At 31.6% G+C, this 16,784-nt stretch carries 13 protein-coding genes and 2 pseudogenes; 7 read left to right on the top strand and 8 right to left on the bottom strand.

Features of this window, described 5'->3' with window-relative positions; genetic code table 11:
• Positions 1–127: 127 nt before the first annotated feature.
• Positions 128–1,171, bottom strand: a pseudogene (locus tag AAIE21_RS22125) (IS4 family transposase); the annotation flags it as partial.
• A gap of 466 nt (positions 1,172–1,637) precedes the next feature.
• Between AAIE21_RS22125 and colA the strand changes: the two are divergent.
• The 5 genes and pseudogenes from colA (at position 1,638) to AAIE21_RS22150 (ending at position 7,687) form a co-directional block, all read left to right on the top strand.
• Positions 1,638–4,274 (top strand): collagenase ColA, encoded by a 2,637-nt coding sequence (colA, locus tag AAIE21_RS22130; RefSeq protein WP_343268763.1) that lies wholly within the window; start codon positions 1,638–1,640, stop codon positions 4,272–4,274.
• 74 nt (positions 4,275–4,348) lie between these two features.
• Positions 4,349–5,035, top strand: a complete 687-nt coding sequence (locus tag AAIE21_RS22135) for an IS6 family transposase (protein ID WP_343268764.1) — start codon at positions 4,349–4,351, stop codon at positions 5,033–5,035.
• A gap of 522 nt (positions 5,036–5,557) precedes the next feature.
• Positions 5,558–6,901: a teichoic acid transporter gene (locus AAIE21_RS22140; RefSeq protein ID WP_343268765.1), complete on the top strand. Its 1,344-nt coding sequence runs from the start codon at positions 5,558–5,560 to the stop codon at positions 6,899–6,901.
• A 78-nt stretch (positions 6,902–6,979) separates the two neighbouring features.
• Positions 6,980–7,060, top strand: a pseudogene (locus AAIE21_RS22145) (IS6 family transposase); the annotation flags it as partial.
• A 450-nt stretch (positions 7,061–7,510) separates the two neighbouring features.
• Positions 7,511–7,687 carry a hypothetical protein gene (locus AAIE21_RS22150; protein WP_343268766.1) on the top strand — a complete coding sequence of 59 codons (177 nt, stop codon included), beginning with the start codon at positions 7,511–7,513 and terminating at the stop codon, positions 7,685–7,687.
• Positions 7,688–8,154: 467 nt separating this feature from the next.
• Here AAIE21_RS22150 and AAIE21_RS22155 read toward each other — a convergent pair whose 3' ends face one another.
• The 7 genes from AAIE21_RS22155 to AAIE21_RS22185 form a co-directional block, all read right to left on the bottom strand.
• Complete coding sequence (locus tag AAIE21_RS22155) at positions 8,155–9,327, bottom strand: hypothetical protein (RefSeq protein WP_343268767.1); 1,173 nt, start codon at positions 9,325–9,327, stop codon at positions 8,155–8,157.
• Positions 9,328–9,587: 260 nt separating this feature from the next.
• Positions 9,588–10,724 carry a hypothetical protein gene (locus AAIE21_RS22160; protein WP_343268768.1) on the bottom strand — a complete coding sequence of 379 codons (1,137 nt, stop codon included), beginning with the start codon at positions 10,722–10,724 and terminating at the stop codon, positions 9,588–9,590.
• Positions 10,708–12,075 (bottom strand): chromosome partitioning protein ParB, encoded by a 1,368-nt coding sequence (locus AAIE21_RS22165; RefSeq protein ID WP_343268769.1) that lies wholly within the window; start codon positions 12,073–12,075, stop codon positions 10,708–10,710. Before AAIE21_RS22165 ends, AAIE21_RS22160 begins: the two co-directional genes overlap by 17 nt.
• Positions 12,072–12,581: a hypothetical protein gene (locus tag AAIE21_RS22170; RefSeq protein WP_343268770.1), complete on the bottom strand. Its 510-nt coding sequence runs from the start codon at positions 12,579–12,581 to the stop codon at positions 12,072–12,074. The genes AAIE21_RS22165 and AAIE21_RS22170 overlap by 4 nt, the downstream gene beginning before the upstream one ends.
• Positions 12,582–12,652: 71 nt before the next feature.
• On the bottom strand, positions 12,653–12,814 hold the full coding sequence (locus AAIE21_RS22175; RefSeq protein ID WP_343268771.1) for a hypothetical protein: 162 nt from the start codon (positions 12,812–12,814) through the stop codon (positions 12,653–12,655).
• A gap of 334 nt (positions 12,815–13,148) precedes the next feature.
• On the bottom strand, positions 13,149–13,490 hold the full coding sequence (locus AAIE21_RS22180) for a YolD-like family protein (RefSeq protein WP_343268772.1): 342 nt from the start codon (positions 13,488–13,490) through the stop codon (positions 13,149–13,151).
• Entirely contained in the window at positions 13,487–14,713 is a 1,227-nt protein-coding gene (locus AAIE21_RS22185; RefSeq protein ID WP_343268773.1) for a Y-family DNA polymerase, read from the bottom strand. The genes AAIE21_RS22180 and AAIE21_RS22185 overlap by 4 nt, the downstream gene beginning before the upstream one ends.
• Positions 14,714–14,937: 224 nt before the next feature.
• On the opposite strand from AAIE21_RS22185, the gene AAIE21_RS22190 reads away from it, so the two are divergent.
• Together AAIE21_RS22190 and AAIE21_RS22195 are read left to right on the top strand one after the other, a co-directional pair.
• Positions 14,938–15,198, top strand: a complete 261-nt coding sequence (locus tag AAIE21_RS22190) for a hypothetical protein (protein ID WP_343268774.1) — start codon at positions 14,938–14,940, stop codon at positions 15,196–15,198.
• Positions 15,199–15,253: 55 nt separating this feature from the next.
• Positions 15,254–16,600, top strand: a complete 1,347-nt coding sequence (locus AAIE21_RS22195) for a S8 family serine peptidase (protein ID WP_343268775.1) — start codon at positions 15,254–15,256, stop codon at positions 16,598–16,600.
• Positions 16,601–16,784 lie beyond the last annotated feature (184 nt).

The raw sequence follows: 16,784 nt of genomic DNA on the forward strand, positions 1-16,784 counted from the left end.
CATGTGATGTCAGAGGGCTTCGCTATGTCGTTTTCACTTCATGGCGCCTCTCAGGCTACGGGAGTGGAGTCTATTCTCCCGATTGGACTTTCACCAACTAGATAATGTGTCCTTATCTGGACACGCCGATTTGCCAACGTAAAGAGTACCAATCATGTACTTGTCCCATCGGGACAATATCTGTAGGAGTGTTTGTCATATATACCGTAATTCCTTGTAAAAGTTTCGTACGCTCTGTATATGTAATTCCTTTTTTCTTTTCACGAATAGCTCGATCACGTAGGCGTTTTTGTTTTTGCTCCTCCGTACATTTATAAACCACAATGCGAGTAGGTAGTTTGTCTTTGCTCCCTACATATACATCATGTAATTCATACACTTGGCCAGGTTGTAATTGGTTCATGATGTCTTCCAAATGAATTTGTATATATACCGGCCTCAGTTGAGCGGGTTTTGTTTTAAATATGACTGTTTCGAATTCCTTTCTATATATCTTAGTTGGTAACTTAAGACGTGATAAATAATATCCTTGCTTATCTTGAATAGACTTAAAGTCTTGTAAACGAAAATATCCTAAGTCACGAATATATAGTTCATTCTTTTGTGCCATACCTGTTCGAGTCGCACCATACGCTTGATCACTTCGTTTTCCTGGTTCAATTTTCACATCAGAAAATTCCCCACTTAACAAGTCATACTCTAGTTGAATTTTCACACCAGCTTTATGACTACATCCTCCGGCACCAGGATAAGTAGATGCAAAACGATCCGGCACTTGAAATGTTGTAGAATCAAGGATAAGAATACGCTCAAAGTAAGCAGAAAGAGCATGAGAAATCTTAGATAATCCCCCAATTTTAGCTTGTAGAAGTGTAGTAAATACAGTTCGAAAGAAGGCTACAGAAGCCGCGTTAAATCGCCGATTAAGTCCCTCAGGACTTAATAAAATTCCTGTTGAAGTTTCTAATTGACTACAAAGTTGAGTAAGAGAGGTAGTAGCGATTTGTTGATTTAACCATACACACAACGATAAGAAATGGTGCCCGTGGCACTTACGTTTTCGTTTCATCCCGCCAGCTTCTATAGCTAGTTGATTAAGTGTAGCGGGAGACATATATCGATATAACTCTTCAGCAAATAAAGATAACTCTTGTTTTTGGTGCATATTCATAAAAAGCACGTCCCCTTTCTCATTAACATAAGAAAATAGTAACGTGCTTTTAACTTCAAAAATACCCTAAATTCTTAAGTTGATGGATGTGTGGTGCTACCCCACATCCATCAACTTAAGACGGAAACAAACTAGACTTTGTACCAAACTGTTTTCATAAAGGGGGAGGTAATGTCAAATAATTTATACATATCTAAATTATTTGTGTATAGGTTTTTATACAGTGTTAATGAAGGATGGTATTCTATTCATAAGATACAAAATTGGTACGGTTTTTGCTTGTATTTAATTAAAGGAAGGGAGGATGAGTTCAAGAAATGAGTATGAAAGATTATTTATGGTAAAAAATCACTTGTTATTATATCACTAATTTTACTAGTATCACTAGAGAAGACGCTTAATAAAGATAGATCGAACAATTTAATTATTATTCTGAATTATCAATTTATTGAAAAGGGGAAATAGTGTGGCTAAATACTCTAAATTTTGTAAACTGATGCTTGGTGTTGGACTTGTTACTATATCATGTAATGGGTTACAAATTCAAGCAGAGACAAAAGAAAAAACTACAAAGAAAGTATTACAAATGGAGCCAGTAGGATCAAAGAAATCTGTTGATGAGTTAGCGCATTCTTCGAGCGTACAAGAAAATGCCACTTTTACAAAACGATTAAAGTTAGCAGATTTATCACAACGTCCACCGATGCCGAAAGAGAATGCTAAACAACTAACTGAAGAAAGAAAATACTCAATGGCTGAATTAAATCAATTAAGCAACAAACAATTAACCGATCTTCTTGTTACAATTAAATGGTATCAAATTTCAGATTTATTTCAGTTTAATAGTGATAGTCTCAAGTTCTATCAAGATGATAGCCGGGTGCAAGCTATTATTGATAAACTAGCAGAACAAGGACGAGCTTATACGAAGGATGATTCAAAAGGAATTGAGACATTAGTAGAAGTTCTACGTTCTGGATTTTATTTAGGCTTTTATAATCAGGAGTTAAACAAACTAAACGAGCGAAGCTATCATGATAAATGTTTACCAGCTTTAAAAACAATCGCGAAGAATCCGAATTTTAAACTTGGTACGACAGAACAAAACAAAGTTATTTCATCGTATGGAATGCTGATTGGGAACGCATCAGCTGATGTAGAAGTACTGCTATATGCAGGTGAAATCTTCAAACAATATAACGATAACCTTGCAGCTTTCATTGAAGACCATACAAAAGGAGATGCTATATATAATTTGATGAAAGGAATTGATTATGAGGTTCAGTCGTATATGTATACTACGGGTAAAGAACCAAAAGATACAATGTGGTATAGGAACATCGATAGCTTTATTAATGAAATAAATCGTTTTGCACTCATTGGTACGGTAACAGACAAAAACGGATGGTTAATTAATAATGGAATTTACTATGCTAGCCGTTTTGGCAAACTTCATAGTACACCAACAAAAGGGCAGCAGGTTGTTACAGAAGCGATGCGGATTTATCCATATTTGGGACAGCAATATTTTGTCGCGGCAGAACAAATTGTTACAAATTACGGCGGAGTAGATGCGAATGGAAAAACAGTAAATTTAGATCAAATTCGAGAAGATGGTAAGAAAAAATATTTGCCAAAAACGTACACATTTGATGATGGGACAATTGTTTTTAAAGCGGGAGATAAAGTTACCGAAGACAAAATTAAACGTTTATATTGGGCGGCAAAAGAAGTGCGATCTCAATTTTATCGTACAGTTGGTAGTGATAAATCGCTTGAAAGTGGACATGCTGATGATGTGATAACAATGGTCATTTACAATAGTCCGGATGAATATCAATTGAATCGTCAATTGTACGGATATGAAACGAATAATGGTGGAATTTATATTGAAGGAATCGGAACTTTCTTTACTTATGAACGTACACCACAACAAAGCATATACAGTTTAGAAGAATTATTCCGTCATGAATTTACACACTATTTACAGGGAAGATACGAAGTGCCGGGATTATGGGGCCAAGGAGAATTATATCAAAATGAACGTTTGACTTGGTTTGAAGAAGGAAATGCGGAATTCTTCGCAGGTTCAACTCGTGTAGATAGCGTAGTACCGCGAAAAAGTATAATTGGTGGATTATCCAGTGATCCTGCTAAGCGGTACACAGCAGAGCAAACATTAAATGCAAAGTATGGAACATGGGATTTTTATAACTATTCGTTTGCATTGCAATCTTATATGTATAATAACCGCCCTGATATGTTCGATAAAGTGCATGATTTAATTCGTGCAAATGATGTACCAGGTTATGATACGTACCGCTCTACATTAAGTAAAGATAATAAATTAAATGAAGACTACCAATCTTATATGCAAATGCTTATTGACAATCGTGAGAAGTATACAATTCCGCAAGTATCAGATGATTATTTAGCACAGCACGCTCCAAAGCCACTTTCAGATGTTACAGTAGATATCACCAATGAAGCGAAGTTAAAAGATGTGAAGGTAACAAAAAATAAATCACAATTCTTTAATACATTTACACTACAAGGAACATATACAGGAGGTGTGTCAAAAGGAGAAAATGAGGACCGGAAAGCGATGAACCAAGCAACGAATGAGATGCTAAAACATCTTTCAGAAAAAGAATGGAGCGGATACAAAACATTAACTGCTTATTTCGTGAATTACCGTGTTACTGCGGCCGGACAATTTGAATATGATGTTGTATTTAGTGGAGTGAATACTGAAGAAGATACTAGTGTAGAAAAAGAACCGAATGATTCCTTCAATACAGCTAATCCGCTATCTCTGAACACCTTATTGCGAGGTAGCCTAAGTGATCAAGATCAAGTTGATCGATTTTTAATTGATGTAAAAGACCCAAAAGATTTACAAATTACTATCACGAATGAACAAAACCTTGGGCTGAACTGGGTGTTGCATCATGAGTCAGACCTTAACAACTATGTTGCGTATGCAACAAAACATGAAGGAAATAAATTACTTGGAAATTATTATGCGCAGCCAGGGAAATATTATTTAGTTGTATATAAATACAGCGGTGGAACAGGGAATTATACAGCAGAAGTAAAATAAACGAAAAGGGGTTCTGTTGCAAAGTTTTCTACCTGAAGCTACACTCTAGAAAACAGGATCTAGGAGAATCAGACATGAGATATTTTAAGGGAAAACAATTCAAGAAAGATATTATTTTAGTAGCTGTCGGCTACTACTGCCGTTTTTCTTTAAGTTATCGCGATGTATCTGAAATCCTGAAAGAACGTGGTATTTCAGTTCACCCAACAATCATCATGCGTTGGGTTCATGAATATGGCAATCTCATCTATCAAATTTGGAAAATGAAAAATAAATCTGCACGCTTATCTTGGCATTTAGATGAGACTTATATCAAAGTTAAGGGAGAATGGCGTTATCTCTATCGTGCAATTGATAAAGATGGACACACATTGGATATTCAACTTCGTAAAAAACGAGATCATCAAGCTGCCTATTCCTTCATGAAAAGATTAGTAAAACATTTTGGAGAACCAACTGTTCTCACTACAGACAAAGCGCCGGCATTACTTTGCGCATTTAACAAATTAAGAAAACAAGGATTTTATCAAACTACAATCCATTGTACAATCAAGCATTTAAACAATCTTATTGAACAGGATCATAGGCATGTAAAGAGACGTTTTGCCAAATCTGCAGGATTTCAAAATCTTCGTCATGCTTCACGTACGATAAAAGGTATTGAAACCATTCATGCTCTATATAAACAAAGGCGAAGTCTTCAAAGAGACTCCGTCTTTTCAACGTACAATGAACTTCAACAATTATTAGCTACTTCTTAAACATTGCTCTTCATTTACCAACCTGTTTATGCTTTTTTCAAACTTTGCAACAGAACCAAGTAAACTAATATCTAAAAATTTATTTTCGGATTTTTATACATTCACAGAAAATTTTGTAATAAATTTCTCAATATGGATATAAATTCTATATCCGGTTTTGATATTAAAAAATATAATATAATAAAATTTAGAATTGCATGTATCAATAGCATATTTGGTTATATTACTTTTAATTCTCTTAATATCTTTCATAAAAAAGAAAAATGATATTCCAAAATGGTTTTTGATATTCATGTTTGTTCTATTAATAATATCAATAAATGCTGTAGTGCAGACATCAATTAGTTTATCTAAGACTAACTCACTAAAAAAGGCTAGTTTTCTAGTAACAAACTTTGCACTTAACGTACAGTGTATCAGTTAAAATGTGTCCAAATTGTATCTAAACGTACAATTTTCTTTTTTTGATATGGTGAGGCCTTATAAGTAGGCGGGATTTTATATAGAAGGAAGGGTGGTAAATTGAAAGTAGAAAAGATATTGCAGAGTATTTGGTGTTTATTTTTAGAAATCACAGCGATATTTGCTGGCAAGATTAAAATTTATAATGAAAAACAAATAGCAAATTACGAGTTAATCATCATACTATTATATAATGGTATATTTAGTACATTTTTTTCTGCTATTGGATCCTTTTTTGTGGCATTAGCATTATCTTTATTTACCAAAAATCTGTACAGTGATTGGTATGTATTTTTTAAAATATTTATGATTTTGAATTGCCTTCTGCTTTTTGTGAATCTGTCGTCGAAAACATTGAATGTTCCAATGATTTTCATGCGAGTGATATTCTCTTTAAAAAATAAATTTCATTCAGTTGGATTCTTTTTAGCTTACATAATTAAATTGTATATAGTTGTAGGGATATCGGTAAGTAGTCTATGTTTTGTACTTTTGCATTCTTTTGCTCAATATGGTGTTAAAGATGAATATTCCTTTATATACGCTTTAATTTTATCTGTTGGGCTAACAATAGCCGGTGTTTATTCTTTTCCTGTAAAAAAAATTGATAGAGATATAAATGAATTGATAGTCTCACCTATATTTATTGTTCTTAATATAGGCATAGGATATATTACATCTAAAGCTAATATATTAAATAATGCAAGACAAGGTCACGAAGATATGGCACAGTATTTATTGATTCTATTTTTAATAGCTGCTTTTGTACAAGTTATTACCTATTTAAAAAAGCTCTTTGAAATGCTCCATCAGTTGTCTGAGTATGAAAAAGATATAAATAGTTATGCGAATAAGGGAAAGAAAAGGTTCGTATTTTTAAAAGGGTACTTTAAAGGAAACTTGATAAAGTTCGATCAAGTGATTAAAGATTTTAAATCTATAAAAAAAGCTAAACGTAAATTTTTACTATTGATAAGTTCTAGCTTAATTATAGCCATTGGAACAATTTATTTCAGTAGAGGTATAGAGATTGGAATAAATTATTTAGGAGAAATAATAGTTTTATTTAAATTAGATAAATTTATCGTAAAAATCTTAGTATATATAATATTATTGGGTTTATTTCTGTTTTTGAGTTTTAAATTGTATATTTTTCTTGTTTTAGCATTGAAAGGAAAGAAGGTGTTAAAAAGAAGTGAAAGGTGGGAGTATTTTAGTTTAGCTCTTTTTATATTTGGAATATTAATGGTTATTGTAGCAAATGTATTTTCAATAGAGTTAAGTTCTAATAGTTTCCTAGTTGCTGGTGGGTGTATTCTAGTAGCATCTACTATTTTGTCGGGGGTTAACCTTATTGAATGGTTATTACGAAAACGAAAAACAGAAGAAAAAGAAGAAATATAATGATATTGGTAATGGTTAAATGGCTATGACATATTTAATCGAAACAGCAGAAGAAATAGAAGTAAGGGGTTCTGTTGCAAAGTTTTCGAAACGATTCATGCCCTATATAAACAAAAACGTAGTTTGCAACCAAACTGCGTTTTTACAACGTATAATTAATTAAAGAAATTATTTATTATTACTTAACATTTGACGATTCTGAACCAGATTCTCTAAATTTAAAAAACTTTTCAACAGAACCTCTCATCCTCATATCACTTATATTGATCCATAGCCAATATGTTTTAAACAAACGTTTGTTTAATTTTTCCACAATTTATTTCTTCATCATATAAGTAAAAAAGAGATAAGAACACTTCTTTTAGTGCATTATCTCTTTTTTAATATGCACTTCATATCCCATGTAAATTTACCACATATTTCAATGGGACTTACAGATTGCTCTTCAAAAAAATTATAACTTACATTTTGTACGAAATATACAATTTTCAACTCTTTCAAAAATTCACGGTCAGAATGTCAGTGACTTACATGTGTTCAAGAATTATATTTAGTTATAATAATAAATTCATCTTATTATAGTTTATTATATATGAATATAACTATAGTATGTTAGGTAAGAACCCTCCATTCTTCTTCTTCTTCTTCTTCTTCTTCTTCTTCTTCTTCTTCTTCTTCTTCTTCTTCTTCTTCTTCTTCTTCTTCTTCTTCTTCTTCTTCTTCTTCTTCTTCTTCTTCTTCTTCTTCTTCTTCTTCTTCATTTACCTATACTTATATTTTCACTAATTTATTATGATATAGATATTGATTTAAAGTGTTTTGTACAAAATAAACAATTAGGATTTTTTAGGGATAAAAACTATAAACTCTAATTTTTTATTAATTAACATAATTTTCTAAATTAAAAAATTAGATTGTCAGTATTTGTTATATAATGGAATCAAACCTAATCAATATGGTTTCCCCGTTACAAATAATGAGATAGTTTGTTTCACCTTTTTAAATTATCTAAAAAGAACTTGTAGTGATTCCTTACAAGTTCTTTTTTTATTTTCAAATTCAATATTAATAAGTTAACTATGTTAACAGGAGTGAATCTATTGTTTTGTGGAATAATCAAAGTGCATCCCAATATAAAGTTCCTCTATACCTGTCACACTTTAATCATCTGCTCTAATTAACCAATGAGAATTACTAACTGTGATCAGGACAGGAGAACTATTGGCAGTTGCAAAAGATTAAACATGCTGTAGCTATTTATCAATTAGCAAACTAATTGGGATTAAATTTCTTAAAACAGGGATACTCTGGATAGTTTTATCTAATTCCTTCAATCTTTCCTCCCTCTCATTAGGAGATACCTGCAAACCACCAACTAAACTTTTCCCTTTAAATACAATAGAATTAGTATTTCCTTGTTTCAATTCAATTAATTGAAATTCATTTTTTGACATCATATAGTGATTATTATTTATTGTAAGAGGAGATACAAGCATTCTATTTTTATCTTTATCTAACATAACAAACTCTTTCCCCTGATATTGTACAATTGTATAATCTTCTTTTTTCTCAGCTTTTGTATATCCATATTGAAAGAAAATCCATGATGAACCTATACCAATTGTAATGATTATAATCCCTCTTATTCCCCAGTTACATTGCTTCCAAATATAAGCCAATGGGTTTCTTCTATAAATAGCAACAATCCCTCTTAAACATAGCTTTAAAAGTCCATTTTTAATTGTTCCTGACTTCAATTTTTTTAGGGAAAGTACAATAAATAAAAATAGTAACATTACTAGTAAAATGAAAAAAAGTGCCCATACTCTAATACTTAATAGATTAGCTACATTAAAATTATATGAATCCTTTAATACTAAAAATGGTAGATAGCCAAGGACTAGCATAAGAAAAATTCCATTTGTAATTGCATTTATAGGAGCAAACTCTTTCCTATCATAGATTGTTCCTATCACTTCCTTAAAATTACCAACTTTATTTAAATCTGTTTCAATAAATGAACTTGAAAACTCACCTATTTTTGAATAAAAGCTTCCTAATTTCACTCTTATAAAAGTATCTTTTTTAGGAGCATTTTGCCTTGCATCCAGTATATTCATTATAAAACTTGCACACCAAATTAACATTCTTGAAATAAAATATAAAATACACACCCTGAGTATCAAAGAGGAAACATCATATACAGAACTAACAATTAAAGGTACATCTAGATCACTTAAACTAATATCATCTATACCATAATAATCTCTAATTCCCTTTTGAAAAGAATAAGAGAAAAAGTAGATGGCTCCTGTGAGAACTGTGATAATCCATGCAGTATCTTGTAAATAAGATAATCTATCCTTTTGTATTTGCTCACCTTCTTTTTCCATTTGATAACTTTTTCTCTTTATTCTCTTTCTCACCAATACACACCCTATCTAACTAATTCTTTTAAACACTTCTAATACCTAATAACATCTCTATCAAGCTAACAAAACAAAATACTCCCATATCCATCAGCTTAAGAATTTTATAACGTTCCCAAAACAAAAAAATTGTACATTTTCACCTGTATATTTCAATTTTCTCGTTTTGGGGACACTTGTATTTCTTAGCGTGATAGTCATAGAACGGTACAAAAAAATAAACATTTAGCATTCGGTGTTGTTTTACGAAATGCCACTTAGATATTAAACATTTTCTTAAATAACGTTTTTTTATAGAAGCTCCAACTAAATGTATTAATCCTTATACTAGGGACTACAACAGTAGTTATAGTTAAAATGAAGGTGATTATATATAGTAAGATCAATCCCCAAAAAACTAATTTATTTTCTGTAATTTGTTTAATGAAAGATATATTTAAAGAATTTGCCAATAAGATTAAACCATTAATTGGAACCAAGATTATTGAAAGTAATTGTGCCACTTTTCTAGAATTATCGATAACCTTTAGTTTATTAATATTACGTATACTATTAAACTCATTAACCTTTGCTATTAGCTTTCCCTTTAAATTAATGATGATATTCTCAACTTCGGTGTTATGTACCAAAATATTCTCTTGGTCATATGTTATAAACTTTATTTTATTTTCTATCTTTATTACAGCAACCCTAAATTGTCCTTTTTTTACAAAGTATGCATCAAATTCTTCTGTTTTAACTGTTTCATAAAGAATTTGAGTATCTGAAACATGTTCTAGTATGTCTAAATTTAACTCTTTAAAATATTCCTTTATGGTAACGTAATATATCTGATTAATATCTTCAGGGTCTAAACCGCTAAAAAAATTAAAGCTTATTTGACGCTCAATATTTAATCTTTTTAGTTTATTGGAGATAACAAATGAAAAAATATCTAAAGCATTATCATCGTTAATTAAAATGAACCAATGTAAATAGTACTCTAAAGTAGGAAGATAACAAAAATGAATCGTCTGAACATCATTATCTAAAGTGGCATTAGGATCAAAGTTAACCTTTAACTCAGTCTTCATTTCATCATCTTGAGATACCATAATTAAATTCTTTTTCTCATCATATGAGATATCATATTTATACCCTTGATTCACTAACCTTCTACTTAATATTTCTACAAAGAAATTACACCATTTCGTTATATTAAGGGTTACTATTTCATTTTTAATTGTTATAAATCCTTGCAATTCAAGTTTCTCTAAATATTGGAGATTTCTATCATCTTGTTGGAATTTCACTTTATAGTCTGTTAAAGAAAAAACAATATTATTACTATTTTTCTGTAACTTATAAGAAGAAGCTATACGAGAAAGAATTTCGTATTCAGAGCCCACTAGCATAATTAATCACCTGCGTTATTGGTATTGCTGTATCTAATTTTTCCAATAAACTTTCAATATTATTCCCATTATCAGCGCCTAATTTAATAAGAAAATTTAAAATCTGAGTTATTTCTTCCTTTGCAAGACCACTTATTTTGCTAAGATAAACTAAGATTTTTTCATCTAACTTATAAGTATTTTCATCAAAAGGAATAATTTTCCCCTCAAGTAAGCAGTAAAAAAAAGTATTTTGTAACAGTTTTACTATAACTTGAGTTTCATCTTTAAATGCTGTTTCGAACACTTCTCCGATTTCTTTTTTTGCTGTTGCAATTACAGCTTCTCGTTGGGGAATTGTTCCAACTGATAATCGTCTTCGAGCAAGATTTTTCATTTCTTCTTCATAAGTGTGATTTAGATAATCGTATCGGAGTAATACAGAGATTTCACTTATAAATTTATCTATATCTATAACTTGAAGGTTTTTTAATCGAGACATTATCTTACCTTCAGATCCATCTAAGATTAAACTAACCTCCTCACCCCTGTTTAGTTTAACCACAGAAATGGGATAGTTATCATACAAATACTTTATATCATCATGACACAGAGCATCCAAGAAACTCATTGGGTGCTTAACATCAACACTAAACTTCATTATTCCATTATCAAATTTATAACGTGAAGGCATACTTTCATTATTAATAACTAGTAACCGTCTTAAAGTATGATCACTAAAATTATAAGGCTTAATTGAACTCCCCTGGTGGCTAGCTGCAATTCTTCTATAAATTTCTGCAATAAATTCATTTTTTTCACCATCAGTATGAGTATATCCTGAGAAATTTGTCTGCAGAATTATATCCCTTTGAGGGTAAATTCTTAATTCAGTATGTGTTTTTTGCGATATTTTGTGATTCATGTAAGTTGTAATTTTCTCTGTAGTCAATCTTATATTAATAATATCTTCTTTTGTCATTAGGAGAGAAAATATGTTCACATTAACATGATCTATACCTTCAAAATCTAAATCCTTGAGTAAATTGTATATTTTATTAATTTCAATCTTATTTATCGGAAAATAATAAAGTAATCCATTGAAGTCACTTTTAGGAACAGGAATGCTTTTAAAATATTGACTAATCTTAGCTACTAGCTCCTGCTCTTTTCCCTCTTCATTTAAGTCAAGATATGTTTTATATAAAAACCAGCCATATTCATCTTTGCTTGCGGGTAATGTAGTTATTAATCTTTCGCTAAGGCACCAATTAATAATTTCATAAGTAATTTCTGTAGATAGTTCACATATTTCTTCCCAAATACTAAACCCATCTCGAGTGAAGAAAAGTTTTTGTTCTCTTATATTCATTTTTCTAGACTACCTTCATCTTCAGATTCTGTTCCTTCATTTTCCATAATTAAATAATCCATTGCTCTAGAAATAGACGTAGTATGACTTTTACTCTGAAGCACTTCTAGCACTCTTTCAATTTCCTGAATTGAAATATTTAAAGCATCAGCTCTGCCTAGCATTTTTGATATTGCCTCATCTACATGTGCTACATTCAAAGTTTTTTTCTTTTGTTCTTTTAAGACACTATTTATTTCATACATCAGAATCACAGAAAGAAACTTTACTGAATCATGATACCTTTGGAATCCTTCCTTAGATATTCGTAGATCTAGCCCATCCGAGGAGGCTACATCCTTTATTAATTCTCTTATTCTGCTTTTATACAATAAGGATTTATTTTCATCTACTAAAACTTCCTCATCGCCTAATATTTCTTCATTATCATCACCTGGATTAATTGTCTCATTTTTCCCAGAATTAGTCTGTTGATCCTTTAGTAACCTTTCTAACTCCTCTTTCATATAATACCCTCCTATAATTCATTATATATATTTTACCATATATAGCCCGTGCAGCTACTAGCTACCTGGGGTCACCATCTAATTTTATTATTTCGATCACGTTGTGTAGCTCCTTGAATATAGCTAATACCACGCATAATTGATTTCTTACCATACCCATGCCGGATTCCGTCTATTGTCTTTGCTAATTTCCTTTTAGTATCTTTTTGGGAAGTATCTTCGAACAATGACATTTGAATTGCATCATCCTTGGTCAAATTCTTCAGTGTGATGTGTATTTGGCGAAACGGATGACTAGAAAGTAAGTTGTATCATAAAAAATTCACAAAACAAAAAGGAATCCATAACGGGTTCCTTTTCATAACTACTTCAAAAGGTACACCTTTTGGAAGAGTGGTTTTTGAGTAGAAAACATAGTACCAAAAGGTATTAAAATTATTTTTAGTTTAAACCGAAAATGAAATATACTTTTAGGTACGTGTTTATTATAAGGAGTACTGTTAGCATTTTTAGAAAAAAATACATTAAGAACAAAATGTAACAAATGCTTGTTATATAAACTTTTCACTATTTCACATCAATAATGTCATTGAACATAAAAGTAATTTTATTATAAAATGCGTCAGTACATATTACTGAAGTATTCAAAGGATCTATGTCCGTTACAGTCATATAGCTTGTAAGTAGATGGCCATCTTCATAATAAGTAATTAATATTTCTTCTTCTGAAAGTAATGAGCATAATAACTTATTCTCAATTAGATCTTTTGTATCTTGTGTTAATACTGGGCGTGACACCTTCGTTTTTTCTTTAATAATTTCGCTGATACCAACGAATTGTTCTGGCATTGCAGCAAAAGGAGTCCATTTTACCATTCCTCTACCCTTTGGCATATTTGCGTTGTTCATGACTTATGTCCTCCTAGCAGTGTGTTTCTGTATCTTGTTGTCGCACTATTTGTATACGAAATCCCTCTTAATATACTGTTTTTACCAAACCTAGAACGTATTTCATCCATTACCTTAGTTAATTTCATTTCCTTTTCACGTTGTATTGCGTTATCGAATAGTGATATTTGTTCTTCGCCTTCTTTTATCAAGTTAGTTAAAGAAACATTGACCGATCTAATGGGTTCCCCAGTGTAAAACTCATGTAAAAAATATGTACATATATGATAAATATCCATGGTTAAATTGGTTGGTCGATTTAAAGTATGAGTTTTTCTGAAACCACCAGCATAATTTTTACTGTAACCGACTGAAAATTGTATGACTTCTTCAATATGTTCCAATAGGATAATCGGGAATTCTTCTATCGAATAATCACGCATAAGTATTTGGCTTTTTCCGATAGAAGTGGTTGCCGGAACATATTTTTCTGAAATACGGCTAAAATCAATGCCGTTGCTATGTAAATGCATCTCTTCACCAATTATGCCAAAACTTTGTTTTAAGTATTTGAGAGGGTAATTCGCTAAGTCTCCGATTGAATGTATTCCTTTACGATTTAATTTTGCTTCTGTTTTACCGGAAATCCCCCAAAACTTACTGATTGGTCGTATTGGCCATAACTTTATGGGTACATCTTCGTACTTCCAATATGCAATGCAATCTTTCGTTTTCTTTGCTTCTACATCTAAAGCAACCTTACTCATTAAAGGATTAGGACCAATACCTATCGTGCATTCGATACGTGTTTTTTGATATATTTCATGCTTGAAATTCATTGCGAATTCATACGGATTATTAGCAAATAAATGAATGCTATCTGTAATGTCCATAAAAAATTCATCTATGGAATATTGGTGAAAATCCTCAATGGGAACATATTGTAAAGCTAAACCAGTTATATAATTTGAGCACTTAATGTAAGTTCCCATGATTGGATTTACCACAATGATGTCATTACAGCGAGGAATTTCATATAACCTTGCCATTTTTTTAACGCCTAATGCTTTAAGCGGTGGTGTTGCCGCTAGTACTATCGATCCACTTCGATTAACATCACCCACTACGGCAAGTTTTGTATATCGTGGGTCTAATCCTCTTTTGATACAACTGACTGATGCGTAAAAGCTACGTAGATCAACACATAATATAATCCGATTAGGCAAAAGTGAATAGTCATACAAATTAATCACCTCTCAACAAGAACATTAGTTCTTATCACATGCGAACTTACGTTCTTTTAAAAGGTACAAATGTTTAAAGACATTCCATTTCTTTAAAAAAGTTTGATTTTTTTTGTGTTGCTTATCATCTTGAAACTGTTATTTTTTTGCAGATTTCCAAATGATGAATAATACCTAATATTTAGGTTTAATATAAAAACAAATAAGGAAATGGAGGGATAATTTTGTTTTTTAGTACAGAACAAATAAAAGAATTAGATTTAACATTATTGGATGAATACGACGAAGTAATTACAAAAAATTCAACTCGAGATGTTAATATATCATATGTTGGATTTGGTTGGATTGGTTTTAGAACTCCCGATAACAAAAAGGTTTATTATATGGGTCAAAATTTAAAACAGTCTGAAAATTTATTAGTCTTTAGTTTTTATAATTCTGAAAAAACAGATGTGAAGGTTAAAATTATTCGATATGTAATTTAAAAATAATAAAACCTAGTATTAAATGATTTTAGGGGATTAGTAAGGAGAATTTTTCATGGAAAATATCGGAAGACATGAGTTGATTGTAATGAAGAAAGTTGGTTCTGATATAAGTACTCTTTTGGAATACTTAAATAAATTGGGGATTTTATTACACCCTATATTTGATGTTGATGAGAAAGATTATCCTGACTTATCAGCTTACTATAATTTTATGGGAAAGAAAGAGAAATTAGAGAACTTATCCATTTTCATTAGGGAACATAATCTGATTGAGGCTACCTATATAAAGCCACCTACTTATCTTCCTAAAATTCCTAACGAAACTCTTACTAGTGAAACCCCTGACTATTCTATGCGCCAAGTATACCTTAATGCCCCCCCTGTAGGTATAAATGCATACTCTGCATGGACGATACCTGGAGGAAAAGGTACAGGAGTAAATATTATAGATATAGAAGGTGGATGGCGTAATACTCATGAAGATCTTACCGAGAACAATGGTGGAGTTGTTGCCGGACAAGCAAGTACGGACCCTTATTGGGAAAACCATGGAACAGCAGTTCTAGGGGTAGTTAGTGGTGACGAAAATTCGTATGGAATTAAGGGGATCTGCCCTGATTCCCATGTAATGGAAGTATCCCACATGAGGATGGGTTCAGCTAGAGCTATTTTTACAGCAGCTAGAAAGCTTAAACGTGGTGATATTATTATTTTAGAAATGCATCGACCTGGTCCGCGTTATGACTATGAAGAAAGAATAGATCAAAAGGGTTATATAGCTGTAGAATGGTGGCCAGACGATTTTGCTGCAATTAAATTTGCAACTGATAGAGAAATTATTATTGTAGAAGCAGCAGGAAATGGAGAAGAAAATTTAGACGACTCAATTTATGATATTAAGCCTGAACACTTTCCTGATAATTGGTCAAATCCATTTGATAGGCGTAATCGAGATTGTCTTGCCGTAGTGGTAGGGGCTGGAGCACCTCCACCTGGCACTCATGGAAGGAATTGGGGGAATGATCGCTCTAGACTTAGCTTCTCAAATTATGGTAAATGTGTTGATGTACAAGGTTGGGGGTACGAGGTAACTACTACCGGTTATGGTGATTTATCTGGAACAAACATTAATAAAGACTTATGGTATACTGATAATTTTGGTGGAACTTCTAGTGCTTCTCCAATAGTAGCTGGGGCAATTGCTTGTACACAAGGTACATTAATCGTTCGTGAGAAAGAACCTATGAAGCCAGCGGATGTAAGGCATTATCTTAACATCTCCGGATCACCTCAACAAGATGAACCTAGTAGACCGGCATCCCAACGAATTGGTAATCGACCAGACATAATGCAAATTATTAAATTAGCAAATGAAAATAACCCTGATCGTATAGTTTAAAGTAAAGTATATCTTTCGTTGTACCCTAAAAAATCTGTCTATAGTCTGTAAGGTTGCCAAAAACGCAACCTTACAGACTATAACATCTTATAAATTTGAAAAACAATTTGGTTAAAAACAACTCAAAACTCCTCATTTTATAATTAATAAAAGGGTATTCATTGGCAAATGACTTCACCACAGG

Origin of the sequence: Paenibacillus sp. 102 (genome assembly GCF_039549175.1) — a bacterium.
Lineage (GTDB): Bacteria > Bacillota > Bacilli > Bacillales > Bacillaceae_G > Bacillus_A.

What these genes read in the sequence shown, in the direction of transcription:
- AAIE21_RS22175 (WP_343268771.1), bottom strand. Translation starts at nt 12,814, where the DNA reads ATGTCATTGTTCGAAGATACTTCCCAAAAAGATACTAAAAGGAAATTA.
- AAIE21_RS22150 (WP_343268766.1), top strand. Translation starts at nt 7,511, where the DNA reads ATGTTAGGTAAGAACCCTCCATTCTTCTTCTTCTTCTTCTTCTTCTTC.
- AAIE21_RS22180 (WP_343268772.1), bottom strand. Translation starts at nt 13,490, where the DNA reads ATGAACAACGCAAATATGCCAAAGGGTAGAGGAATGGTAAAATGGACT.
- AAIE21_RS22195 (WP_343268775.1), top strand. Translation starts at nt 15,254, where the DNA reads ATGGAAAATATCGGAAGACATGAGTTGATTGTAATGAAGAAAGTTGGT.
- AAIE21_RS22135 (WP_343268764.1), top strand. Translation starts at nt 4,349, where the DNA reads ATGAGATATTTTAAGGGAAAACAATTCAAGAAAGATATTATTTTAGTA.
- AAIE21_RS22170 (WP_343268770.1), bottom strand. Translation starts at nt 12,581, where the DNA reads ATGAAAGAGGAGTTAGAAAGGTTACTAAAGGATCAACAGACTAATTCT.
- AAIE21_RS22160 (WP_343268768.1), bottom strand. Translation starts at nt 10,724, where the DNA reads ATGCTAGTGGGCTCTGAATACGAAATTCTTTCTCGTATAGCTTCTTCT.
- AAIE21_RS22165 (WP_343268769.1), bottom strand. Translation starts at nt 12,075, where the DNA reads ATGAATATAAGAGAACAAAAACTTTTCTTCACTCGAGATGGGTTTAGT.